Annotated in this window: 20 protein-coding genes and 1 riboswitch; of the genes, 6 read left to right on the top strand and 14 right to left on the bottom strand. The window is 36.4% G+C overall.

Translation table 11 applies throughout. The features are described from left to right. Positions 1 to 30: 30 nt before the first annotated feature. Positions 31 to 312, top strand: a complete 282-nt coding sequence (locus ACQKOG_RS13490) for an acylphosphatase (protein ID WP_370081489.1) — start codon at positions 31 to 33, stop codon at positions 310 to 312. 1,438 nt (positions 313 to 1,750) lie between these two features. Here ACQKOG_RS13490 and ACQKOG_RS13485 read toward each other — a convergent pair. From ACQKOG_RS13485 to ACQKOG_RS13475, 3 genes are all read right to left on the bottom strand, one after another. Continuing rightward, positions 1,751 to 1,903 (bottom strand): hypothetical protein, encoded by a 153-nt coding sequence (locus ACQKOG_RS13485; protein WP_370081491.1) that lies wholly within the window; start codon positions 1,901 to 1,903, stop codon positions 1,751 to 1,753. Between the two features lie 175 nt (positions 1,904 to 2,078). Next, positions 2,079 to 2,345: a hypothetical protein gene (locus ACQKOG_RS13480; protein WP_370081493.1), complete on the bottom strand. Its 267-nt coding sequence runs from the start codon at positions 2,343 to 2,345 to the stop codon at positions 2,079 to 2,081. A gap of 465 nt (positions 2,346 to 2,810) precedes the next feature. After that, on the bottom strand, positions 2,811 to 3,167 hold the full coding sequence (locus ACQKOG_RS13475) for a VOC family protein (protein WP_370081495.1): 357 nt from the start codon (positions 3,165 to 3,167) through the stop codon (positions 2,811 to 2,813). A 652-nt stretch (positions 3,168 to 3,819) separates the two neighbouring features. On the opposite strand from ACQKOG_RS13475, the gene ACQKOG_RS13470 reads away from it, so the two are divergent. The 3 genes from ACQKOG_RS13470 (at position 3,820) to ACQKOG_RS13460 (ending at position 6,565) form a co-directional block, all read left to right on the top strand. Then, positions 3,820 to 4,266: a DUF4362 domain-containing protein gene (locus tag ACQKOG_RS13470; protein ID WP_370081497.1), complete on the top strand. Its 447-nt coding sequence runs from the start codon at positions 3,820 to 3,822 to the stop codon at positions 4,264 to 4,266. 584 nt (positions 4,267 to 4,850) lie between these two features. Further along, entirely contained in the window at positions 4,851 to 5,501 is a 651-nt protein-coding gene (locus ACQKOG_RS13465) for a 5-bromo-4-chloroindolyl phosphate hydrolysis family protein (protein ID WP_370081499.1), read from the top strand. After that, a complete protein-coding gene (locus ACQKOG_RS13460; protein ID WP_370081501.1) occupies positions 5,498 to 6,565 on the top strand; it encodes a toxic anion resistance protein in 1,068 nt (355 codons plus the stop codon). Before ACQKOG_RS13465 ends, ACQKOG_RS13460 begins: the two co-directional genes overlap by 4 nt. Before the next feature lie 57 nt (positions 6,566 to 6,622). Here the strand turns inward: ACQKOG_RS13460 and ACQKOG_RS13455 are convergent, their stop codons facing one another. The 10 genes from ACQKOG_RS13455 to ACQKOG_RS13410 all read right to left on the bottom strand — a co-directional run bounded on the left by ACQKOG_RS13455 (position 6,623) and on the right by ACQKOG_RS13410 (position 19,513). Then, positions 6,623 to 6,820, bottom strand: a complete 198-nt coding sequence (locus ACQKOG_RS13455) for a DUF6501 family protein (RefSeq protein WP_053485867.1) — start codon at positions 6,818 to 6,820, stop codon at positions 6,623 to 6,625. Positions 6,821 to 7,129: 309 nt separating this feature from the next. Continuing rightward, a complete protein-coding gene (locus tag ACQKOG_RS13450; RefSeq protein WP_427446964.1) occupies positions 7,130 to 7,861 on the bottom strand; it encodes an amino acid ABC transporter ATP-binding protein in 732 nt (243 codons plus the stop codon). 12 nt (positions 7,862 to 7,873) lie between these two features. After that, on the bottom strand, positions 7,874 to 8,599 hold the full coding sequence (locus tag ACQKOG_RS13445; protein WP_370081505.1) for an amino acid ABC transporter permease: 726 nt from the start codon (positions 8,597 to 8,599) through the stop codon (positions 7,874 to 7,876). A gap of 171 nt (positions 8,600 to 8,770) precedes the next feature. After that, positions 8,771 to 9,637 (bottom strand): transporter substrate-binding domain-containing protein, encoded by an 867-nt coding sequence (locus tag ACQKOG_RS13440; protein ID WP_427446961.1) that lies wholly within the window; start codon positions 9,635 to 9,637, stop codon positions 8,771 to 8,773. 115 nt (positions 9,638 to 9,752) lie between these two features. Further along, positions 9,753 to 9,939, bottom strand: a riboswitch (Lysine riboswitch). A gap of 614 nt (positions 9,940 to 10,553) precedes the next feature. Beyond that, complete coding sequence (locus tag ACQKOG_RS13435; RefSeq protein ID WP_427446959.1) at positions 10,554 to 10,715, bottom strand: hypothetical protein; 162 nt, start codon at positions 10,713 to 10,715, stop codon at positions 10,554 to 10,556. Positions 10,716 to 10,864: 149 nt separating this feature from the next. Next, positions 10,865 to 12,094 (bottom strand): 2-oxoglutarate dehydrogenase complex dihydrolipoyllysine-residue succinyltransferase, encoded by a 1,230-nt coding sequence (gene odhB, locus ACQKOG_RS13430; RefSeq protein ID WP_427446957.1) that lies wholly within the window; start codon positions 12,092 to 12,094, stop codon positions 10,865 to 10,867. A gap of 91 nt (positions 12,095 to 12,185) precedes the next feature. Then, a complete protein-coding gene (locus ACQKOG_RS13425; RefSeq protein WP_402871473.1) occupies positions 12,186 to 15,011 on the bottom strand; it encodes a 2-oxoglutarate dehydrogenase E1 component in 2,826 nt (941 codons plus the stop codon). A 230-nt stretch (positions 15,012 to 15,241) separates the two neighbouring features. After that, positions 15,242 to 16,627, bottom strand: a complete 1,386-nt coding sequence (locus tag ACQKOG_RS13420) for a sensor histidine kinase (protein ID WP_370082047.1) — start codon at positions 16,625 to 16,627, stop codon at positions 15,242 to 15,244. Then, on the bottom strand, positions 16,624 to 17,298 hold the full coding sequence (locus ACQKOG_RS13415; protein WP_370082049.1) for a response regulator transcription factor: 675 nt from the start codon (positions 17,296 to 17,298) through the stop codon (positions 16,624 to 16,626). Before ACQKOG_RS13415 ends, ACQKOG_RS13420 begins: the two co-directional genes overlap by 4 nt. Positions 17,299 to 17,485: 187 nt before the next feature. Then, positions 17,486 to 19,513, bottom strand: a complete 2,028-nt coding sequence (locus tag ACQKOG_RS13410; protein ID WP_370082051.1) for a diguanylate cyclase domain-containing protein — start codon at positions 19,511 to 19,513, stop codon at positions 17,486 to 17,488. Positions 19,514 to 20,067: 554 nt separating this feature from the next. Here ACQKOG_RS13410 and ACQKOG_RS13405 point away from each other — a divergent pair. Then, a complete protein-coding gene (locus ACQKOG_RS13405) occupies positions 20,068 to 20,616 on the top strand; it encodes a GNAT family N-acetyltransferase (protein WP_427446953.1) in 549 nt (182 codons plus the stop codon). Between the two features lie 123 nt (positions 20,617 to 20,739). Here ACQKOG_RS13405 and ACQKOG_RS13400 read toward each other — a convergent pair whose 3' ends face one another. Further along, entirely contained in the window at positions 20,740 to 21,816 is a 1,077-nt protein-coding gene (locus ACQKOG_RS13400) for an undecaprenyldiphospho-muramoylpentapeptide beta-N-acetylglucosaminyltransferase (protein ID WP_370082057.1), read from the bottom strand. A gap of 411 nt (positions 21,817 to 22,227) precedes the next feature. Between ACQKOG_RS13400 and ACQKOG_RS13395 the strand changes: the two genes are divergently transcribed. After that, positions 22,228 to 23,427 (top strand): MATE family efflux transporter, encoded by a 1,200-nt coding sequence (locus ACQKOG_RS13395; RefSeq protein ID WP_427446951.1) that lies wholly within the window; start codon positions 22,228 to 22,230, stop codon positions 23,425 to 23,427. Positions 23,428 to 23,504 lie beyond the last annotated feature (77 nt).

Here is a 23,504-nt window from a genome sequence, read left to right as displayed (position 1 = left end):
TTCCCCTCTTAACTAGTAGGAGGTGTTAGCTTGAACAAGCGAGCGCTAATTAAATTTTTCGGTGATGTTTACGGGACTGGCTATCGTTTTTTCATTAAACAGAAAGCGATTGAGCTAGGATTAAAAGGATACTGTCAACTAAATAATCAAGATCAAATTGAGGTTGAAGTAGAAGGATCAAAAAAAGCGATAGATGAATTCTTAGTATTCGTTCAAAAGGGTGTTAGCCCTCAAGCAGATTCCAATTCATTTACTTTAGAGCTTTTTGATGATTTAAAAGGTTATACACGCATGGAGTCAGACATTGTTTAGTCTGGCTCCTCTTTTTTTGTATTGTTGTAATACTAAAGTTTATCAAGCTTTTCGTCTATTTTTAACATTGAATGAATACGGTTTATCTAAAATGACGTTGCTGGGGGAAAAATTATATTTTATTAATTTGGATTGGGAATACCCTTCCGTAGCAAATGCAAATAATTTTAATGTATCTTGAATTTCTAAAGTGGCTGCTCACACCATTCCACTGTTCTTATGCCAACTTTTATGAGTGATTTCATTATTTTTATCTATTAAATGAATGAGTCGTTGCCTATTGGACAACTATTCATTGAACTATTTGTGCAGATAAACTATCAACATTGTTATTACTTTCTAGCACTACTTTTTCTAAGTACGTGTTGTGTTTGTTGCAGCATGTTCTCATTCCTCTTTTCATCTATGTTTTATTTAGTTGCTACCGCATTTAAAAGTAATTGTTTGTTGTGATCAGACATTACACGCCATTCTTTAACCGTTACTTTCATTTGCCCTCACATCCTTTCAAATGTATACTTCCAAACACTGTATGCAATCATTGGCGCATGTAGGACACTTCCGTATTGATTAATAACAGGTGGTATTTCATAATGCGCTATTTTTATTAAAAAAGGTGTTCACCCATCATGGCGAGCATGGATTGCTTTGACCGGTTAACCAGCCCTTAATATAGATGAGTTCAGTCAATCGAATCATGCGAGTACACTCTCCGTGCGAAGTTGCAATTATTCACACACTTAAATAGAAAAGTAATCGAAAACGTACATGCTTGGATGAGCAAAAATGTATATTGTTATTTTGACATTTACAGTAATAATTAATTTTGTCCGACTTCTTTCACATAGGTTTTCTTATACTCGGGAGAAATGAAAACAGATTCCATATTATAACTATTATTTCTATTTTAGTCACATTCGCCATTCTAGCAAATTATCTATTTTAGATCTACTAATTTAACCGTTATAAAACGACCAGTCGTTCCCTATGCTTTTGTTCCCTACTACTCATAATTCTACTCGCAAAATCCACTCAATATATCCTCCGTTGGACTTTGTCTGCACAATAAAAAGCCACACCTTGTTAGATGTGACTAAGGATGTTATTCGTTTGGATCCGCGGGTATTTGCTTTGCTTCCGCGAGTATTCGCCTTGCTTCCGCGAGTATTTGCCTTGCTTTCGCGGGTATTCGCCTTGCTTCCGCGAGTATTCACCTTGCTTTCGCGGGTTTTCGCTCTGCTTCCGCGAGTATTGCTTTGCTCCGCGAGTATTCGCTCTGCTTCCGCGAGTTTTTACCTTACTTCCGCGAGTATTCGCCTTGCTTCGCTCCGCGGGTATTTACCTTGCTTTCGCAGGTATTGCTTCGCTCCGCCAGTAATTTATAGTTACCTGCATAAAAAAAGCCACAACCATAATGAGTGTGACCTTGAAGTCCTGATTATAATTCTTCTAAATAGATTGTAACTGTAATACTTCTTGGACTGTAAGTAAAAGCTCTTTCACTTACTGCCCTGTAATTATCATCAATATTAACTACATCACCAACGTTCGGAATCAGAGCTGATAGAGAGTTGTTGATGTCATACGTCATAATTACATCTCCGTTTTGTTCACAAAAACTGATTGTAATCTGTTCTAAATTTCCTCTCATTTTTGGCACCACCTTCCACACTAATCATAGAATACATGGAACGAAATGTCATCACCAGAAATATAAAGCGTAATAAAAAGCCACAACAAATTAAATGTGACTTGATATCAATATTCTATTTAGTCGTTAATGTCTCTATGGTTTTACTGTTATTACAGGTAAGACATTTAGCTTTAAATTTTATACTCGTTGAAAGTAACTGTAACTTACTTAAGTCGTTTGTCAACTTTTCTATTTCAACTAAACCTTCACTTTGCAAATTACTAATTTCCAACTCAAGTTGTTTTAATGATTTTTGAATTAATTCTATTTCTTCCTTGTATTTCTCTAACATTATTTTAGTATCAATGAGCTCAATCTTATTGTTTGTGTTTTTTTGCATATGGTAGACTCTCCCTTTTTACCTATGAAGTCATCTTTATGGCGCAATCTTTGTTACGTGAGAAATTGAAAAACACCTTAGGACATGAAAAAATTTTAACAATTGGATTTAATTAACACTATTATAAAGTTGTTTAACATATTTAACAATGTTATTTTTCATTCAAATGAAAATCAATTATACCTAGGCAAAATTGCCGCTGACGCTTCGCTTTCGCACAGAAAACATTTGCCACTGACCCTTAGCTTTCGCGCAGATAAACAATGTTGTACGGGATTGGCTTTATGATTAGGCCAACACGATGCAGGTCAGTTTGCCGTTATCGCATGGATGTGATGATTTAGGCTAACATCCTTTATTAGCTCCTTTCCGATTGCCTTGATTTTCTTTCGCTACATAAAACACTGTTAAAAAGCCACACCTTGTTAGATGTGACTTCCTGAAATATTTTAATCTATATATTATCTAAATAAATTGTAAATACTCTAAGACATTCCCGAAAGGATCTCTGAAGCTAATAACTTTTCCAGGAGGACAATCCACCGGCTCATCTGTAATGAACTCAACATTATGATATTTTAACTTATTGACTGTTTGATGAATGTCCTCTGTCTTTAAAGCTAAAACCACACCTAAAGTATCTTTTGGAATGGATTTAGAGTTTTTCGCTTCTTCTAAAACTAAAGGTAAATCTCCGTGAACAAGTGTCACGATTTTGGGTCCGTATTGTTTGTTTACCTCAAAACCTAAAACAGTCGTATAGAAATCAATTGCTTTTTCAATGTTAGGTACATAGATGCTGATCACACAAACTTGACTCATAATTCATCCCCCTATTATTCCTGTAATTACCTTTTAGGTATATAAAAAACAATAGAATATATGGTAATATTTTTCAACTCTTAAGACAAATTCAGCGGTTTCGACCATGTCCAAACCATCCAATTCATATGCACTAAAAGTTAATTCTAATAACGTGCTTTTATTTTCCCATTACATTTCTTCCTTCATTGAATAAAAAAGCCTTCCACAATTAATGCAGAAGGGCAATGGCAAAATTTTATTTACGAAAAGCTCGTCTCTCAGCATATTCAACACATAAATAACACACCTTAATTTTTTTGTTCTTCTCATTTCTGTAATTTCGTAAATCTGGTGCTTTGCGTTTACAAAAATAACATGCATTATTAGGGATTTTTGGTGAACTAGTTTTGAATTGTTCTTTAATTTTAATTAATATCGATTTCATAAAGCTATTCCCCTTTCACTTCTATTTTTCGACAAAAGGAAGGGATTTCCTCTTATTGTTGACATATGTTTTACTAATTGCATAACCTTAGCTCAATAAATATTTTAACCGCCCCACTATAATTCACGTTACTATTTGAAACGGTGTCTTTTTTATTTTGACTGATACGGGTATGGAACATTTTTTTATGAACAAACGACTAAATACATGAAGGGGTGTATAGCCATGAAAAAGCTAACCGTTTTATTTTTTATACTTTTAATTGCTGGTTGCGATCGTGTAAATAGCTCGACTGATATTGATATGAATGTTAATGATGAACCTTCACCTTACATTTCAACTCCAGAAGATATTGTAGACACGCATGGTGAAATAAAAAATCTAGAAAGGTTTGAAGATTTTTTCCGTAATGTACAACTAGGGAAAGAAGATAGTATTAGAGTGGTTAAATATACTATAGAAGGTGACCCAATACTTCATGAACTTAAGTACGATGGGAAAATAATAAAATCAACGTATGACAGCCGCAGAGATCAATTTGGTCAAGGAAGTATCATTCATTCAGCATGCTCTTTAATTGATACCGCTGAAACGAATGAAAGTACAAATTATCTTCTTAGAGACTGTGAGCCTCCAATAGAAAATAGCTCTATTTTAGTAATTGAAAAATAGGTGTGTTTTTTAACGAATTTACCGAAAGAATTCTACTTCCTCAAGCAGGTGGATGGGACGACTCTTTCGACAGAACAATTAAAACATTTTCAATCTAATGAATGACTTAAAATTAACGAGTATCACTACTCAGCGTATTTTGAGAATAAAATCTCGAATACGCTTTTTAATTTTATAAAATAATTTTAACGCTCATGTCGAGGAATCAACAACAGACGAAAAAACAATACTAATGTTTAACCTATTAAGAGAGAAAAAATTGACGAACAACGTGTGAAGCAATTCGCGAATTACTATAATTTTGAATACAATATATATAATGAAATCGATTAATCCAAATAAGCCTTTTATTACTTACCCGAGTAATAGATGAAACAGCAATGCCGGAAACTTAGTTCGATTTCTTATTCGTCTGTCCCCTTTTCTTTCTAATAAGTAAAGGATTTTCTTGTTCTTAAGTAATATCATTGAGAAACTTTACAAATAGCAGTAAAATTTATGTAAGGATTATTATTTCATTGAAACTTTATGTCGATTATTTCGTATAAGAATATAGACATATTTAAATGCTAGGAGGAAGAAACATGCTCAGTGTCGGACAGTTTTTCTCTAGACATACCGCTAGCTTCTTAATTTCTCTCACAACTGTTTCTATCACAGCAATTGCGGCAAGTCCAGGATACTTCCTTGGTGGTTTATTATTTGCTGGAACATACGCGTCGAGTACGGCGTTGTTGAAATATAGACAGAAAAAGAAGTTCATGCAAATAGCAGGTATAACAAAAGAAGAATACAAACATATTGATACACAACTTACAGCAGCCAATAAAAATATTCAAACATTAAGTCAAAACTACTTACGTGTACGTTCTGTTTCTGCATTTAAGCAATTACTTGAAATGACACGTATTTCAAAAAATATCGTGAAAGTAGTTAAAACAGATCCACGAAAATTTTATAATGTTGAACAATTTTTTTATGCACATCTCCCTTCCGCTGTCGAATTAACGGATAAATATACGATGTTATCGAGACAGCCTGTGAAGGACAAGGAAATCCAAATTACATTATCGAAAACAAGAGAAACACTTACAGATTTAAATGATACGATTCAAATTGATTTAAAGGATGCGCTTTCCAACGATATTGACCATCTTCAAATGGAGATCGAATTTGCGAATCGTTCCAATTTAAGACGAAAAGAACAATTGGAGTGGCGAGGCGATGATAAATGACAGCAAATGATCACGCATTTCAACTAAATACAATACAAGGTCTTTCCCCACTTGTGCAAACTTATTTAGAAACAACTCCAAATAATGAGGCGATGGCGACGTATGATACGCTATCGCCTCTTGCACAAAGTCGTGCACTTCTATACGCTAGTCAGCTTGATCTAACAAACTTCGAGTCAGTCCTGTCTTTAGGGCAGGATTCACAGCGATCCCTTTCTCAATTTGCTGATCGAATGCTTGCACAAGTAAAACAAAAAGACGTCACAAAAATTGGCCAAATGTTAGACTCATTAATGCAAACGTTAGACCGTGTGGACCCTAACGCATTAGAACCAAAAAAGCAGTCCTTTTTTAAAAAAATGTTTGGTAAAATTGGGCCAACTGTTAAGCAAACATTAACGGAGTTTGAACGTATTAGTATCCAAGTAGAACGCATTGGTGTTCAGCTCGAACGTGCACAGCTTCAAATGATAAGAGATGTGGAAATGTTAGAAGGACTTTATTCACATAATCGAGGATTCTTTGAGGAGTTAGCGACTGCTATTGCAGCCGGACAAATGAAGAAGCAGCAAGCCATTGAAGTTGAGCTTCCTGAAAAAGTGACTAGTGTACAAGCAACGAAACAGCCACTAGCTATCCAACAGCTTAATGATTTTGCCGCTCAAATCGAACGTCTAGATCAACGTATTTATGACTTACAAGTATCGCAGCAAGTTGCCTTACAAACTGCGCCACAAATCCGGATGATTCAGCAGTCTAATCAATCGTTAGCGGAAAAAATTGAATTTTCAATTGTTACCCTTATTCCGCTTTGGAAAAATCAGTTGGCCATGATGTTATCTATGCATATGGATCATCACTACGCGCAGCTAGAAGAAAGATTATCTCGTACAAATGATCGATTTACGAGTCCTTCCTTTGAACAGCAAGTATCGAAATTCAAAGAAACACAACATGAGCTGAAGACAGCTATCAAAGACGTCTTCGCCCTTCATACAGCTACAGAACAGGAAAAACAGCAATTACAGGATGTAGCTGACTTGAAGACCTTTAAGAAGGAATGATTCCTTTTTTCCAACAAAGAAGGGTGGCTCAGAAAAATCTGAACCACCCTTTGATTTTTATTCGAAATAATCTTTATAGTAGCCACCGATATTACCAGTGTTATCGATAATAAAAATGAATTCTTCTGTTTCATTTTTCACATCATATTGTTTCCCTACTGTTAATACGTTTGAAACTAAATATTTTGATGCATTAGTATGCTTACAAGTAACTGTGCGTACTGTTGGAGCATCTTTCCATTTTAAATGTAACATAATCTCTCTACCTCTCTTTACTAGCACGAAGCTAATGTCTACTGCTTATTTTATAATATTTTTGAACTTTTGTGGAGAAAAAAACCATAGAAGATCATATTTTCTCCATAACTATCGTTTTTTAACCATATCCATAATAAAAATTTTTACTTCGAGGTGTTACTATGAGCTTTGGTAGTGTACCGCAATGGTTTTTTATCCTAGCCGTTGCATTTGCAATTTGCTTTATTTTATACGCAGAATGGAATTCTAGAAAATAAGTGAGCCCATTAATTTGGACTCACTTTTTTTTGTTATTGTAATCGAACGTTATTTTAATGTTCGTTTTAAAAACTCTTTTGTCCGTTCATTCTGAGGATTTACTAATACCTGTGATGGTGGTCCTTCCTCTACAATTACACCTTTATCCATAAATACGACGCGATCCGCTACTTCTTTGGCAAATTCCATTTCATGTGTAACAATTAACATCGTATTCCCAGCATCCGCTAGCTGGCGCATTACCTTCAACACTTCACCGACCATCTCTGGATCCAGTGCTGACGTCGGTTCATCAAACAGCATTACATCTGGGCTCATTGACAATGCTCGTGCAATCGCTACACGCTGTTTTTGACCGCCAGATAGTTGTCGTGGCTTGGCATTGACGTATTTATCCATACCAACAATCTGCAAATATTTTAAAGCAACTTCGTCGGCTTCTGCCTTTGAACGCTTTAATACTTTCATTTGACCAACTGTACAGTTTTTTAGCACATTATGATTGTTGAATAAGTTAAATTGCTGGAATACCATACCTAAATGTGTACGGTATTCTTGGATATTATGCTTTTCATCTAAAATGTTTTCACCTTTGTAAATAATTTGACCACCACTTGGTGTTTCCAGTAAATTAATGCAGCGTAGTAATGTTGATTTACCTGATCCAGAAGAACCGATTAAGCAGACAACCTCACCTTTTTCTACTTGGAAATTTACATCCTTTAACACTTGGTTACGACCAAATGATTTACTTAAATGCTCTATTTTAATAACTGTCACTTGTTCGTCCCCCTATACTGCTTCTTTCTGTTCTTTTTGGTAGGCATCTGGTCCGTCCAGTCGTTTTTCAATATACAGTAAGATTCTCGATGCTGTGAATGTCATGATGAAATAAAGGACACAAGCTATAAAGAAGGATTCAAAATAGCGGAAGTTATTACCCGCGATCGATTTTGTTTGGAAGAACAATTCCGTAACCCCGATAACGTTTAATACTGCTGTATCTTTAATATTCATAATTAATTGGTTACCTGTTGCAGGCAATATATTTCGCGCAACTTGTGGTAATACAACATGTAGCATAATTTGAAAATGGTTCATACCAATTGCAGATGCGGCCTCGTACTGCCCTTTATCAATGGATACAATACCACCGCGAACAATTTCAGCCATATAAGCACCTGTGTTTAATGAAACAACTAAAATACCTGCCGTAATAAAGTGCATATCAATGCCAAATGCAATATCTAATCCGAAAAATACAACCATTGCTTGTACAATCATTGGTGTACCACGGAAAAATTCGACATAGCATGTTAGTATAAAATTAATGAGCTTTAAGCTATAGAACTTTACACCTTTTTTACGAACCTTAATGGTATGCATAATTCCGATGAAAAATCCGATAAGTGCACCAATAATTGTACTACTAATAGAAATAAGTAATGTATAATACGCACCTCGTAAAAACATTTGCCAGTTGTTCTCAACAATAGAAATAATCCAATCAAAACTCATGATGTTCCTCCTAACAACGTCGTGTTGCTTGTTCGTTACAGTATCCTGTTTTGGCTGGAGCCTTTGTTTCTTTTATTTTATGAAACTTTTAGCTCAGACATTATTATTATTTAGAAAGATTATAAATTGTAATGAGATGGCACGGACTAGCAGATAGCCCGTGCCATCATGTTATTGTGCTGCTGGTTGTTGGTGAATGGCTTCTTCCATAATTTTTTGGCGATCATCTTCAGAAATACCTTTTAAGATTTCATTGATTTTTTCAAGATTTGCATCGCCTTTACGTAAACCAACTGCAATGGATGTATTTGAAATATCTGTATCGAAGCCTTTTTCAAACTTCACATACGCGAACTTATCATTTGCAGCAGCAGCGGAAATACCTTCTGGACGTTCAGCTACATAGCCGTCAATTTTTCCAGCTTCTAATGCAACGCGCATTGCTGGGAAGTTATCCATTGCAGTTTGTTTTTTTACATCTTTGATTTGATCGATGACATTGTAGTTAGATGTATTTAATTGTGATGTGATTTTAGCACCAGAGAAATCTTGGATAGAAGTTGCTTTTTCATATTTGCTGCCTTTTTTAATGACCATAACAAAATCAGATGTATAGTAGTTTTCAGTGAAGTCAACTGTTTGCTTACGCTCTTTTGTAGGTGACATACCAGCAATGATTGCATCGATTTTATTGGATTGTAGTGCTGGTACTAAGCCATCCCATTCCAATTTTACGATAACCAATTCTTTTCCTAAGCCCTCAGCGATCTTTTTCGCCATTTGTACATCATAACCACCTGCATATTCTGCATTATCCGCAATTTTTACTGCGCCATTTGAATCACCCTGCTGTGTCCAGTTAAACGGAGCATAACCTGCTTCCATCCCAATACGGAATTGGCCGCCGCCTTCTTCCGTACTCGTCTTGTTACCGTCATTACTAGATGACGTCGTATCCTTTTTGTCACCAGCACCACAAGCTGCTAGCAAAATTGCAGTCATGACGGTCAACATTAATACCAACGATTTTCTTTTCATGTAACATTCCCCTTTTCTATAAAAAAATAAGACAACTGTACCAAAAAAGACCTAAGTACTGAACTTAGGTCTTACTTTTTTAACAGTTGCCCAAATCCTCACTATAATTCCATCATTCCGAGATAGCACAACCTAGTAAATCTGGAAAATAATTTACTAGGACAGTCCTGCACTTATTCACTGCAGACCCAGCATAAAAGTACGAGCTCCTTTTATACTTCGGCGATAGTTCCTTCTCCATTGCGTCTTCGCTTGCTTATACTCAACAATGAACTAATAAATACCGCGCCTCTACCTCACAATAGGATAAATGTGAGGTTTGTATATTTAATTGATATTAAGATACTACTATAAAGCTAATGTGTTCGTCAAGATAATTTTATTACTTTTCTGACTAATTACAATATTAGGGTTTTTTATCCTTTTTATGCCTTATATACACTTTTGCAAAGTTGAAAATGATTAAGACTGCCGCTTTGCCGAAAGAATCCGTAAAGTCGCCTATGCTTCTTTATACGAACTTTACCCAATTTATATACTTGGATGCAGTTATAATAATGTAAATGAAAAGCCGATTCTTTAGAAAATCCGTATCGCTACGAATACTTTTTCCGTCACTTTAGCTCTTCTATCCGTCGATTCGTTTTCTTTCCGTCGATTCAGCTTTTCTATCCGTCGCTACGAGTACTTTATCCGTCACTTTAGCTCTTCTATCCATCGATTCGTTTTCTTACCGTCGCTCTGGCTTTTCTTTCCGTCGATTCAGCTTTTCTTTCCGTCGCTATGAATGCTTTATCCGTCACTTTAGCTCTTCTATCCATCGCTTCGTTTTCTTTCCGTCGCTCTGGCTTTTCTTTCCGTCACCTTGGTTCTTCTATCCGTCGCTATGAATACTTTTTCCGTCACTTTAGCTCTTCTATCCATCGCTTCGTTCTCTTTCCGTCGCTTTGGCTTTTCTATCCGTCGATTCAGCTCTTCTATCCGTCGCTATGAATACTTTATCTGTCATTTTGGCTCTTCTTTCAGTCGCTTGGTTTTCTTTCCGTCGCTCTGGCTCATCTTTCCGTCGATTCTGCACTTCTATCCGTCGCTACGAATACTTTTTCCGTCACTTTAGCTCTTCTATCCATCGCTTCGTTCTCTTTCCGTCGCTTTCTTAAGAGTTGCTCCATAAAAAGAAAAAAACCCTGCAAAACAATGTTTGCAAGGTTTTAATAAACTCAGGAATTAAGAATTTAATAATAAATCTTCTGGGTTTTCAAGTAGTTCTTTAACAGTTTTAAGGAAGCCTACAGAATCTTTACCATCGATAATACGGTGGTCATAAGAAAGAGCTAAGTACATCATTGGGCGAATTTCTACTTCACCATTCACTTCAACTGGACGTTTTTTGATAGTATGCATACCAAGAATACCAGCTTGTGTACCATTCATGATAGGTGTAGACATTAATGAACCGAATACACCACCATTTGTAATTGTGAATGAGCCACCTTGAAGATCAGATAAACCTAATTTTTTGTCGCGTGCTTTTTTAGCTAGGTCTGCAATTGAATCTTCAATTTCAGCAAAGTTTTTGCGGTCAGCGTCACGTACAACCGGTACTACTAAACCTTCTTCTGTTGATACAGCTACACCGATATCAAAGAAGTTGTTTAAGTGAATTTCATCACCATTGATTTGTGCGTTCACATATGGGTATTTTTTAAGCGCTGCAACTACAGCTTTTGTGAAGAATGACATGAAACCAAGTTTAGAGCCAGTTGACTCGAAGAATTGGTCTTTTTTACGAGAGCGTAAAGCCATAACGTTTGTCATATCTACTTCGTTGAATGTAGTTAACATTGCTGTAGATTGTTTTACTTCAAGTAAGCGTTTTGCAATTGTTTGGCGACGACGGCTCATTTTTTCAATTGTTACACGTGAATCATCTACAGCTACAACTGCTTTAGGTGCTGCTGCTACTGGAGCTGCTACTGGAGCTGCTACTGGAGCTGTACCATGAGCTGCCACGTCTTGTACACGTACACGGCCTTGTGGATCTACTGGAGATACAGCAGCAAGGTCAATACCTTTTTCACGAGCAAGTTTACGAGCTGCTGGAGATGCGATTACACGCTCACCAGTAGTTTCTTCTACAACTGGAGCTGCTGCAACTGGAGCAGGTGCCGCTTGTGGTGGTGCTGCTGCAACTGGTGCCGCTGGAGCAGGTGCTGCACCTTCGCCAGCTTCTACTACTGCGATTACTTGACCAACAAGTACAGTATCGCCTTCTTCAGCTAAAATTTGAGTTAAAACTCCCGCTTCTTCAGAAATGATTTCAGCGTTTACTTTGTCTGTTTCAAGTTCAACGATGAATTCACCTTTTTCAACGCGATCGCCCACTTTTTTTACCCATTGTGCGATACTACCTTCTGTAATCGATTCTGCTAATTCAGGGACTTTAATTTCAGCCACTTTCATTTCCTCCTTTAATTAACGTGCATTATGCACATAAAAGGGCTACTGCCTCAGCAAGTAGCCCGGCTCTCAAAAATTTAATATGTGATTATTTAACCTTTACAGGCTCAGCAACTGCTTCTTCTACAAGTGCGGCTTGAGCTGCTTTATGAGAATCTGCATCACCTTCAGAAGTCGAGCTCATTGCAGGACGGCCTACATAACGTAGCTTTTTACCTTCTGAAAGGTCGTGTAATGTTTCTAATGCATAATTCCAAGAACCTTGGTTTTTAGGTTCTTCTTGTACCCAAACGATTTCTTTAACATTAGGATACTTTGCAATAATACCAGCAACTTGCTCTTTTGGGAATGGGTAAAGTTGTTCTACACGAGCAATGTGTAGGTGATCGAAGCCTTCACCATCTTTAATACGGTCTGCAATGTCGATCATTACTTTACCTGAACCTAATACAATGCGTTCTACAGCTTCAGTTTTTGAACCTAGACCTGGTTGTTCAATTACTTCTTGGAATGAGCCATTTGCTAATTGATCAGCATTTGCTGCAGCTAATGGGTGACGAAGTAAGTACTTAGGTGATACAACTACAAGTGGGCGAACGCCTTCTGTACCTAATAATGCTGCTTGACGACGTAATAAGTGGTAGTAGTTACCTGCGTTTGAGCAGTTTGCTACGAACCAGTTATTTTCAGCTGACATTTGTAAGTAACGTTCCATACGGCTTGAAGAGTGTTCTGGACCTTGACCTTCATAACCATGTGGTAAAAGAATAACTAGACCAGATTTTTGACCCCATTTAGCACGTGCACCTGAAATAAAGTTATCAAACATAACTTGTGCCATGTTAGCAAAGTCACCAAATTGAGCTTCCCAAACTGATAATACATGGCCATTTTCTAAATTGTAACCATATTCAAAGCCCACTACCCCAGCTTCTGTAAGTGGAGAGTTGTGTACTGAAAATGATGCATTTGCACCTGAAATATGGTGAAGTGGCGTGAATAAATTACCATTGTTTTTGTCATGTAACACTAAGTGACGTTGAGAGAACGTACCACGTTGTGCATCTTGACCTGTAAAACGTACTGGTGTGCCATCTTGAATAATTGTTGCATAAGCTAAAGTTTCTGCATGACCCCAGTCGATTTTTGCAGAAGCAAATGCATCACGGCGTTTTTCTAAAATTTTGCCAAGTTTTTTCTGTGGTTCAAAGTTTTCTTCAAACACTAAAAGCTCTTCATTAATTTTTCCTAGACGTTCCGCACCAACTGCTGTATCAATTTGTGGGAATTCTACTTTTAATTCTTCTGGCATTTCTAAATGTTTGTGTTCATCTTTATCTGCCATTTCTTTTACATGATCATAAGCTGCTTGCATTTCTGCATAGATAGCTTTATCTAATGCTGCAACTTCATCAGCAGAAACTACACCCTCAGCTGCTAATTGAGCGCCGTATAAAGCACGAACTGGCTCATGTTTAGAAACTAATTTATATGTTTCAGGGTTTGTTACAGTTGGATCATCCGTTTCATTGTGACCATGACGACGGTAACCGATAAGGTCAACGATGATATCTTTACCGAATTTTTGACGGTAGCTAGCTGCGAAACGACCTACTAAAGTTACAGACTCAGGGCTATCTGCATTTACATGCACAACTGGTACTTCATAACCTTTTGCAGGGTCAGAAGAGTAAACAGATGAACGAGAGTCTTGTAGTTCAGTTGTAAATCCAATCATGTTATTAGCAATGATGTGAACTGTACCACCAGTAGTGAACCCTTCAGTTTTTGCAAAGTTTAATACTTCTGTTACGATCCCTTGACCTGGGAACGCAGCGTCACCATGCACAAGAATACCTAATCCTTTTGTACGGTTATGGACAGCTTGCCCTGGTTTAGAAGTGTCATCTTGTGCTGCACGTGCAGTACCTAAAACAACAGGATTTCCAACTTCTAAGTGAGATGGGTTGTAAGCAAGTTTAACATTCATACCAGATTCACGCATATATGAAGCACCCATGTGATACTTAACATCACCAGTCCAGCCTTTAGTAATTTCAAGGCGACCGTTTTCTGGGATAAATAATTCATTAGAAACATGTGCAAAGTCAGAGAACATCATATCGTATGGTTTATTTAAAATGTGTGTTAACACATTTAAGCGACCACGGTGGGCCATACCAATACGTACATTTTCAACGCTATTTGTTTCAGCTGTTTTCAAAATTTCATCGAATAGGACGATTTGAGTATCTAAACCTTCACCAGAGAAACGCTTTTGACCTACAAAAGTTTTATGAATAAACTTCTCGAAGTTCTCAACACGAGTTAAACGATCTAATAAAGCTTTTTTCTCATTAGAAGATAATGATTGTTTAAATGAACCTGTTTCAATTTGTGCTTGAATCCAATCACGTTCTTCTGTTGCTACTACGTGATTATATTCAAATGCTACTTTATCTGTATAAACAGATTTTAAGTAATCGATTGCATCTTTACCATTTTTCACGTTTGCTGGCACATCTTTGAAGAAGACAGCTGCAGGAATTTCAGCTAAATCTGCAGCGCTTAAGTTGAACGCGCTTTCTTCAATTTGAGCTGTTTGTAGTTCACGGTTTTTCAAAGGATAAATATCTGCCGCTAAATGACCGTTTGTACGGATTGCATCTGCTAATTTCACAGCTGCTAACACTTTCTTGTAATCGCCAGCAGGAGCTGCTGCTGCATTACTAGCTACAGCTACTTCACCTTCTACTACTACTGGTGCACCAAATTGTTGGAATAATAATACTAACTCCGGTTCTACTTCTTCAGGAGACTGTAAGAATAAGTCGTATTGCTCCATCACATATCCTAGGTTAGGACCAGAGAAAGCTGACCATGGAGAACTTACAGTTGTAACGTTGTTCGACATGAAAAATGACCTCCAAATTTTGCCTTTCGGCAGTTCCATTAATTAAATTACAATTAATTATATAATATTTTTCCGTTCTTTTAAAGGATGTTTGACATCTTATCCATTATTTAAAGAACGTTTTTTCCATCTCAATCTTACTACTCTTCACAAAAAATACAACTCTTTTTAGCAAATTAAGCAATTTCTTTCCCAAAGGATGAAATAATTAAATAAAGCATGTATTTTTCTCAATATTTCAGCGGGAATTTTAGCAAGAAAACGGTTCCAACATTTTTATCACTCTTGACTTCCACAGAACTATTGTACTTTTCAAGTAACATTTTTGTAATACTAAGCCCTAAGCCTGTACCGCCTATTTGACGATTTCTTGCCTCATCAACTCGATAAAAGCGATCGAAAATGTATGGAATGTTTTCTTCCTCTATACCAATACCATTATCTTCTATTTTTACTGACACTTCCTGTTCTAAGACAGATAGTGAAATTTGAATCTCAGGAATTTTTTCACAATAACGAATTGCATTTTCTATTATATTACGAACAATTTGGCTAAGTGCATTTTCTGTTATATATAATCGCCCTATTTCTTCATCTTTCGACAGCGATATTCGAGCATCCGGATGAAGGAGTCTTGTGTCCTCTATAACCGCTTCTATAACAGATACTGCATCAGCCTCACTTTTGATGTCCTTTTCTTCACGACGTGCAAGTTCTAGTAATTCTTCGATCATTTTACGCATTCGTGCAATTTCAGTTAATGAAGTTTCAATAGATTCCTCTAAAATTTCTGGATCATCCTTCCCCCATCTTTTCAAAAGGGATAGATGTCCTTCAATTGCCTGGATAGGCGTCCGCAGCTCATGAGAAGCATCCGCAACAAATTGTTGCTGCTTTGTAAATGAAATTTGCAATTCGTTCATCATCGCATTGTACATTTTCAATAGATCGCCAATCTCATCATGAGACGTGTAAGTTAATTGAATTGGTTCATTAAATCCTTTATCCATAACGGTTTTCATGGATGCACGTAACGCATGCAATGGCTTCATCAAATAATTGGCTAGATAATAGCCAATTGAAGCTGATAACACCAATCCTCCCACCCCCGCTATGAGCATGGCAGTTAATAAATAATGCATTAACGACTGAAACTTAGATAATGGATGAACAACTTGAATATACCCTTTGAAGAAGCCGAGCTGAATCGGTTCATTAATAACAAAGGCATCCTTTTTATCAATTGTCATTTCTACCACTTCATTCAACGCAGTTAAGGGCGCAGCCTGCGAAGTATTATTAATGCTTAAAATCTCAATACCATCTACATTAAACATTCTGACGGTTTGATCTCGATCCACAATGGTTTTTAATAGACCCGTGTTTTCTTGAATTTGCTGCACAGTAAGATTGGGTCCTTGTGACTCTAAAAAGGAAATCAAATCAGCCCTAGTTAGTTTAATCTTACTTTGTTCATCATTTATTAGCCATGTATGCAATGAAATATAAACGACAATACAAATAATCGTATAGCTAAAAAATATAACAGCACTAGATGTGAGCATCCATTTTCTTTGTAACGATTGATTGACTAAATAATCTCTTAATTTTTTCATTCGCGCATCACATACCCCACACCACGAACGGTTTCAATATAGGCATTCATATCACCCGGTAGTTTATTTCGCAAATGCCGAATATATACATCTACGACATTTGTCTCTATATCCGTATCATACCCCCAAACAGAGGTTAAAATTAGCTCTCGTGTACAAACTTTATTTTTATGCTCTATCAATAATTTAAGTAAATCATATTCTGTTTTCGTTAAATCAAGCTTTTTCCCTTGAACAAATACTTCATAGGCCGCTATATCCATTTCGATATCACGAAAATGTAATGAACCCCCAATTTTTTCATCAGGTGTCACCCGACGTATTATTGTACGAATTCTAGCTAATAGTTCCTCAATAGCGAACGGTTTTACTATGTAGTCATCTGCGCCAGCATCTAAGCCAGCTACACGATCCATTACAGCATCTCGAGCCGTTAACAATATAATGGGTACCTTTGACTGCGTGCGTATTCGACGACAAATTTCAATTCCATTTATTCCTGGAAGCATAACATCTAATAGCAACACATCAAAATTTTCAGTTGAAGCTAGCTCAAGTCCTTCTCGTCCTTCAAAAGCGACGATTACATCGTAACCCTCATGCTTTAATTCTAGCTCCACAAAACGAGCAATATGCTTCTCATCTTCCACTAAAAGTATTTTTTTAAGCATTTCTTCACCTTCTATTCTAAAATAACTATGAGGGGTTTCCTCTTTAATACTGTTATAGCATAACATCAAACAAAAAGTCTGTACCACAAGTAACTACTTGTTTGTACAGACTTTTTTAACTTCTTTCAGCAGATGTTTTGGTAGCGAAAGCGAAGCGTCAGCGGCAATTATGCCGAGGCATAATTGCTTAGGAGTCAGTAATATAGAGATTATTTTTTCCTATTTCCTTCGCTTTATATAAAGCTTGATCTGCTAATTCTAGCAATTCATTTAATGTGCGACCGTGGTCCGGATAATAAGCGATGCCAATGGAAGCAGTTGGAGCAAAGTGATGACTTTCGATGGTCCAACCTTTTTTAAGTTCATTACGAATACGATTAATAATATCCATCATTTGTGTTTGTCTCGTCTGATCATTACGAGTTAAACCTGTTAGGACGACAATAAATTCATCGCCACCCATTCGTATAACTAAATCATGGTTACGTACAGCCGTAATTAAAACTTGGCCAAATTTTCGGATAAAGTCGTCTCCCGTGTCATGGCCATACTGATCATTAACATGCTTAAAGTCATCCCCATCGATATAGAGCATAGCTAAACACTCATGACGTTCTTGCGCTTCTACCAATAGTTTCGGAAACTCCTTTTGTAAAAAACGACGATTTGGTAGTTGTGTTAACGTATCGTGATAAGCTAAATATAATAAATCATTCTCTCGTTCCTTACGATGAGTTATTTCTCGAGATACCATCATTATTTGTGAAACTTTTTCGCGCTCAGGATCATGAACAACTGTTACGTTTCCTTCAGTCCAAACAGGCGTACCGTCCTTTGCCCTCAGCAGTAGCTCAAACTGCGTTTCAGTTTGGCCCGAATAATTATTTAGAAATGTTTGCCAAGACTTCTTACTTTGTTCATCGACTATGTTACTGTAAAACTGACCTTGTAATTCTACATTTTCGTAGCCTAAGAAAATCTCATAGGAAGGTGAGGCATAAATAATGATGCCATCTTCGTTTGTAATGACAATCAAATCATTTGTATTTTCTGTAATAAGTCGGAATGTGCGTTCAATATTTTTTAATTCCGTTAACATTCTTTTCTTGTCCGTAATATCATAGTTAATGGATAAATATTGTTCTGTCTCCCCGAATTCATTATTTAATGGAACTATAGATGCTTCTACCCAAAAATCAGCATGGAATTTTGTACGGTAGCATAGCTCGCCTCGCCAAATATCCCCCGCTTTAAGTGTTTTACTAATTAATTGTAAAAAGTCCTCTGTATTGTTATGAGGCTCTATTAATTTAGAAGGTTGACCTATTAGCTCTTCAGCATTGAAACCAGTCGCATTTAAAAACAAATCATTAACTTCTAGAATTTTAGCATTACTATCCAAAACAGCAATGGCAGCTGCTGAATTTAGAGCAGCTTTAAAAACCTCTAAACCATGAGATTTTGAGCGTAACTCTGCTTTTTGTTCAGCGAATTGTGTGCAATCCTGCATGAGAAGAAAAATAGCAAAAGAATTATCCCTTTGCATAACCGGAGATAGTGAAACTAAATACATGCGCTCTTTTTTATCCAGTGTATGAAGCTTAATGAGTTTTTCGCCAATATTTTCGCCCATAGCTGCTCTTTGTAAATAGCACTGGATGTTCCCTACTTCATCTTTAGGAACAATTGGCAAATCGACGAATAATTGTTGTTTGACTGTTTCAGTATCTAATTTAAAGTCTTCCGTGAAGCTTGAGTTCACCTCATAAATAGCTCCTTCAGCTGACAAGATGACCGTAGAAAAAAAAGCATGATCAAACATTGAGCGCAGAAATAAAAACTTATCTTCGATACTACGATCATAGAGAATTTCTTTTGTTATGGCTAAAATATAGTCTTCATTATTATGTTTAAACGGTCGAACAGATGTCTCATATTTACGAACTTCAGATTTATAATAGGCATAATCCACATAATCAACTTGACTATGCTTCGTAATTGCTTGATTGTAGTTTTCTTGAATTATAGAAAAAATTTTTCGACTTGAGGTAACGGTAGAAAGCATTTTCCCAATCGCCTCATGTGATAACAAAGTTCGAGCTGCTTTATTTAAGCGAATATATTGATAATCGTCTCCCACTTTTTTCATTAAAAAGACAAAATCTTTGCCAATAAACAAATCATTAAATAAATCTTCGCTTAAAAGATATTCCATGCTGTCCCCCCATAAGTCGTTAATATTAATATAGAATTTTTATATAGCTTTTGTATATACAAAAAAAATCAATACTACTATTATAACATAATTTAAAAGAGTCACCCTTCTCGAATTGGAAAAATTTTATCCTTTTAAGGCTATTTTTTGATATTTTACCTCTTTAGATGAAATAACGTAATCCTAAAGAAACACTTTTTAAATATTCCTACTCAAAAAATTGATATTTTAGACTTAATGCTTCCCAAAATTTTTTAATAAACAATTTTTACCTATCTATACAATTATTTATTTTTCAGAAATTACTGCCCGGAAAACTTATTTTATGTTCCAGCGAGGAAAATGATTGCATAAAGCAGTATGATTGTTATATTATATTAAAAAAACTAGCCTTTTTTCGGTATGGTCGAAAAATCAGTAAGACAGCGGGAGATTATGGATATCATAGTTTTAACGTCTAGTTCTTTGGGTTTTAATTCCAGTACGAATTTTAGTTTTCTTCTTTATGTTTTAAAGGAATTGTTTTAACTACCCTAGTAAAGGAGGCGTTTCGTATGCTTAAACATCGAGACCTACATGAATGTACAGAGCTTTATGAGCTATTATCACACCCTTCTGTTTTCCCTTTTGTCCGTCAAAAAGCCACATCAGCTGATGAGTATTGGTTTATGACAAAACAACTGATTGAAGAAGAATCAAAGGGACTCGCTATTTCAAGGACAATTACTGATGATTGGGGTCAACCAATCGGCACCATTAGCATTCATGATGTGGAGGATGGTGCAGGCTTTTTAGGAACGTGGATTGGACTCCCTTATCAAGGGCAAGGTTATAACCAAAAAGCGAAAATGCTTTTTTTGAATGAACTTTTTTTTGACTATAACTTCCATACGGTATTTCTCCGTATTCGTGTTGAAAATATAAAATCACAGCGTGCAGCTTTAAAGCTACCCTATGTTATGAGTGCGAATGAAAGTCACCCAACATTATTAACACAGGTTAACAGCGGCGAGGCGCAATTTAATTTATATACAATTCCAAAAGACTTGTTCTATCTTACAACAGCCAATCAAATGGCAGAAGGCGAAGAACAAGCGATGTAATCTACTTTGAATTTTCATAAAAAAAAGCTATGTGTTCTGTCTTAATGACAGGCACATAGCTTTTTTTATGTTTTTGCTCCATATAATTGCAGTATTGCAATAGGCACTGACTACTAAACCTACTTACTTTTTATATTGTAAAATCAATTTCGCCATTTCTTCTGGCGTCTTCGGTCTTTGTGTTTTCTCCATAATTGCAACCATTTCTGCTTTTCGCTCCGTTAACACATGAACCGATTTTTTAAAGGATTCCTTTGTTAACTCTTCCTCTTGTAATACTTCCGCGTAACCCTGTCTTTTAAATAAGTTGGCATTTAATATTTGGTCACCACGACTTTTTTGTGCAGATAATGGCACTAATAACATCGGCTTGTGAAGTGCTAAAAATTCAAAAATCGAATTAGAACCAGCACGTGAGACGATAAAGTTTGCCGCATGTAATAAATCCGGTAATTCTGTTGTTACATATTCAAACTGCTTGTAACCTGGCGTAGATTCTAATGATTCGTCGTAATTTCCTTTACCACATAAATGAATGATCTGAAACTGTTTTACAAGATCCGGTAAATTTTGACGAAGCGCGTCGTTCAAGACAACTGAGCCTAGACTCCCTCCCATCACAAGAAGAACAGGTTTTAATGTTGTAAAGCCACATAATGATAACCCTTTTGCTCGATCTCCCATGAATAACTCTTGGCGAATAATGGAGCCTGTGCATGTTGCCTTTTCTTTCGGTAAGTGCTGTAATGTTTCTTCAAAAATCGTAAAGATGTGTGATGCAAATGGTAGCGCAATTTTATTGGCCAAGCCAGGTGTAACATCTGATTCATGAATGACTACAGGAACACCAGCAAGTTTGGCAGCCATGACAACGGGTACAGAAACAAAGCCACCCTTTGAAAAAATTACTTGGGGCTTCACTTTTTTGATAATACGAAAAGCCTGCATAATTCCAGCAAGCACTTTAAAAGGATCTGTAAAATTTTTCATTGAAAAATAACGACGCAATTTTCCACTTGAAATACCGTAAAACGGAACACTTGGAAACGCCTCGCCTATTAATTCTTTTTCAATGCCCTCGTCTGAGCCAATATAGTGGACATCATAACCTAGCTCTTGTAAAGATGGGAGTATCGCTTGATTGAGCGATACATGACCAGCTGTCCCTCCACCGGTTAAAATGATTGTTTGTTGTTTCACATTAATTCTCCTATTCCATCAATTCGGCCTCGGCATAATTGCGTCCGGGATCGGCTTTGTACTTAGGCAGTTAGCCGTTGTCGCATGGATGCGATGATTTTTTTAGGCTAACATCCTTATTAACTACTTTCCGATTCTGTGACATCCGCTTGTAGCCATACTACTTTTTGTATACAGTCTTTTATTTTACTATATGCGAACGAAAAGATATAGATGAAGCTTTTAATTTCTTTCATCAAATGTCTTATGACCGAAAGCGTAGCGACAGGCACAAATTTCTTATGTAACGAAAGCGAAGCGGCAGGTAGAGGTATCCAAGCATCTGTTGAAAGAAATAAAATTTTCAGCCTTCTCCTATTTTTTTATGCTATACTCATTAATTAAATATATTAATGAAGGAAGATATACACTATGAATCAAACAACTACGTTAAAAGAAAAATATGCGCTAATATTAAAAATTATCGTACCCATTTTAGTCACACAAGTAGCTATTTATCTTATTTCTTTCTTCGATATTTTAATGTCGAGTCGGTATGGTACCACTGACTTAGCTGGAGTGTCAATTGGCTCCTCTATTTGGATGCCTATTTACACAGGTTTATCTGGCATTCTCCTTGCGATTACACCTATTGTCTCACAGCTTGTTGGAGCTAAAAAAGAACTTGCCGCAAAGAAGGCTGTTCAGCAAGGAATCTATATAGCCATCGTACTATCGGTACTAATTTTCATTGGATTATTAGTCGGCATTGATTGGATTCTCGGCAATATGAATTTAGAAGCCTCTGTACATACTATTGCTAAATCTTATATTCATGCGATGTGCGCAGGTCTTATACCACTCTTTTTATTTTTTGTCATGCGTTGCTTTATCGATGCGCTTGGACAAACTCGCGTCACAATGATTATTACATTACTTGCAACGCCGATTAATATTGCGTTGAATTATATTTTTATTTTTGGTAAGTTTGGAGCTCCCGAACTTGGCGGAATCGGTGCAGGCGTTGCAACGGCGATTACATACTGGCTAATTTTCTTAATCACAGTTTGGATTATTGCAAAACGCGTGCCCTTTGAACGCTTCCGCCTATTCCATGACTGGCCAAAATTAGAATGGCTTCGTTGGAAGGAGATTTTAATCATTGGTGTCCCGATTGGAATATCTTTATTTGCAGAAACGAGTATTTTTTCTGCTGTCACGATGATGATGAGTAGCTTTAGTACAGCAATTATCGCAGCTCATCAAATAGCTTTAAATTTCACTTCCTTAATCTTAATAAACATTTCTTCTTTATACTTCTATGGGCGTAGTTATATAAAAACCGCTAAGCTTGAGATAACTAATCTGTGTTATCCGCTTAGCGGTTATTTTTATTTTGTCCGGCAACAAATTTTCACTCACGTATATAGTATATGTGTATTAGGCGTATTAGGCATATATTATATATACTACATATACCTATATAATATAAATACACTCAATAGATATTATTTGTTTACTTTGTTTACTTATATAAGAGAATCCTTTGACCTCAAGGGTTCAGTTTACTCAGAAACGGCAACAAAGTCTGTTTACCCTCGTTGCCTTTGTTTACCCACTTTAATACTTTAAAGCACTATCATTTGTTGCCTTTTTGGACTTTGTTGCCCCTAATTTCTCCAGTTTGTTTACCCTAACATCTGTAAAAA

It is taken from the genome of Lysinibacillus sp. NPDC093216 (assembly GCF_050280325.1).
Classification (GTDB): Bacteria; Bacillota; Bacilli; order Bacillales_A; family Planococcaceae; genus Lysinibacillus.
Note: the sequence above shows the minus strand (reverse complement) of the source record. Positions and strands in the feature narration are given on the sequence as shown.

Excerpts from the sequence above, each read along its gene's own strand:
- ACQKOG_RS13485 (WP_370081491.1), bottom strand. The coding sequence starts at position 1,903 with ATGACGTATGACATCAACAACTCTCTATCAGCTCTGATTCCGAACGTT.
- ACQKOG_RS13480 (WP_370081493.1), bottom strand. The coding sequence starts at position 2,345 with ATGCAAAAAAACACAAACAATAAGATTGAGCTCATTGATACTAAAATA.
- ACQKOG_RS13475 (WP_370081495.1), bottom strand. The coding sequence starts at position 3,167 with ATGAGTCAAGTTTGTGTGATCAGCATCTATGTACCTAACATTGAAAAA.
- ACQKOG_RS13470 (WP_370081497.1), top strand. The coding sequence starts at position 3,820 with ATGAAAAAGCTAACCGTTTTATTTTTTATACTTTTAATTGCTGGTTGC.
- ACQKOG_RS13465 (WP_370081499.1), top strand. The coding sequence starts at position 4,851 with ATGCTCAGTGTCGGACAGTTTTTCTCTAGACATACCGCTAGCTTCTTA.
- ACQKOG_RS13460 (WP_370081501.1), top strand. The coding sequence starts at position 5,498 with ATGACAGCAAATGATCACGCATTTCAACTAAATACAATACAAGGTCTT.
- ACQKOG_RS13455 (WP_053485867.1), bottom strand. The coding sequence starts at position 6,820 with ATGTTACATTTAAAATGGAAAGATGCTCCAACAGTACGCACAGTTACT.
- ACQKOG_RS13445 (WP_370081505.1), bottom strand. The coding sequence starts at position 8,599 with ATGAGTTTTGATTGGATTATTTCTATTGTTGAGAACAACTGGCAAATG.
- ACQKOG_RS13440 (WP_427446961.1), bottom strand. The coding sequence starts at position 9,637 with ATGAAAAGAAAATCGTTGGTATTAATGTTGACCGTCATGACTGCAATT.
- ACQKOG_RS13425 (WP_402871473.1), bottom strand. The coding sequence starts at position 15,011 with ATGTCGAACAACGTTACAACTGTAAGTTCTCCATGGTCAGCTTTCTCT.
- ACQKOG_RS13420 (WP_370082047.1), bottom strand. The coding sequence starts at position 16,627 with ATGAAAAAATTAAGAGATTATTTAGTCAATCAATCGTTACAAAGAAAA.
- ACQKOG_RS13415 (WP_370082049.1), bottom strand. The coding sequence starts at position 17,298 with ATGCTTAAAAAAATACTTTTAGTGGAAGATGAGAAGCATATTGCTCGT.
- ACQKOG_RS13410 (WP_370082051.1), bottom strand. The coding sequence starts at position 19,513 with ATGGAATATCTTTTAAGCGAAGATTTATTTAATGATTTGTTTATTGGC.
- ACQKOG_RS13405 (WP_427446953.1), top strand. The coding sequence starts at position 20,068 with ATGCTTAAACATCGAGACCTACATGAATGTACAGAGCTTTATGAGCTA.
- ACQKOG_RS13395 (WP_427446951.1), top strand. The coding sequence starts at position 22,228 with ATGAATCAAACAACTACGTTAAAAGAAAAATATGCGCTAATATTAAAA.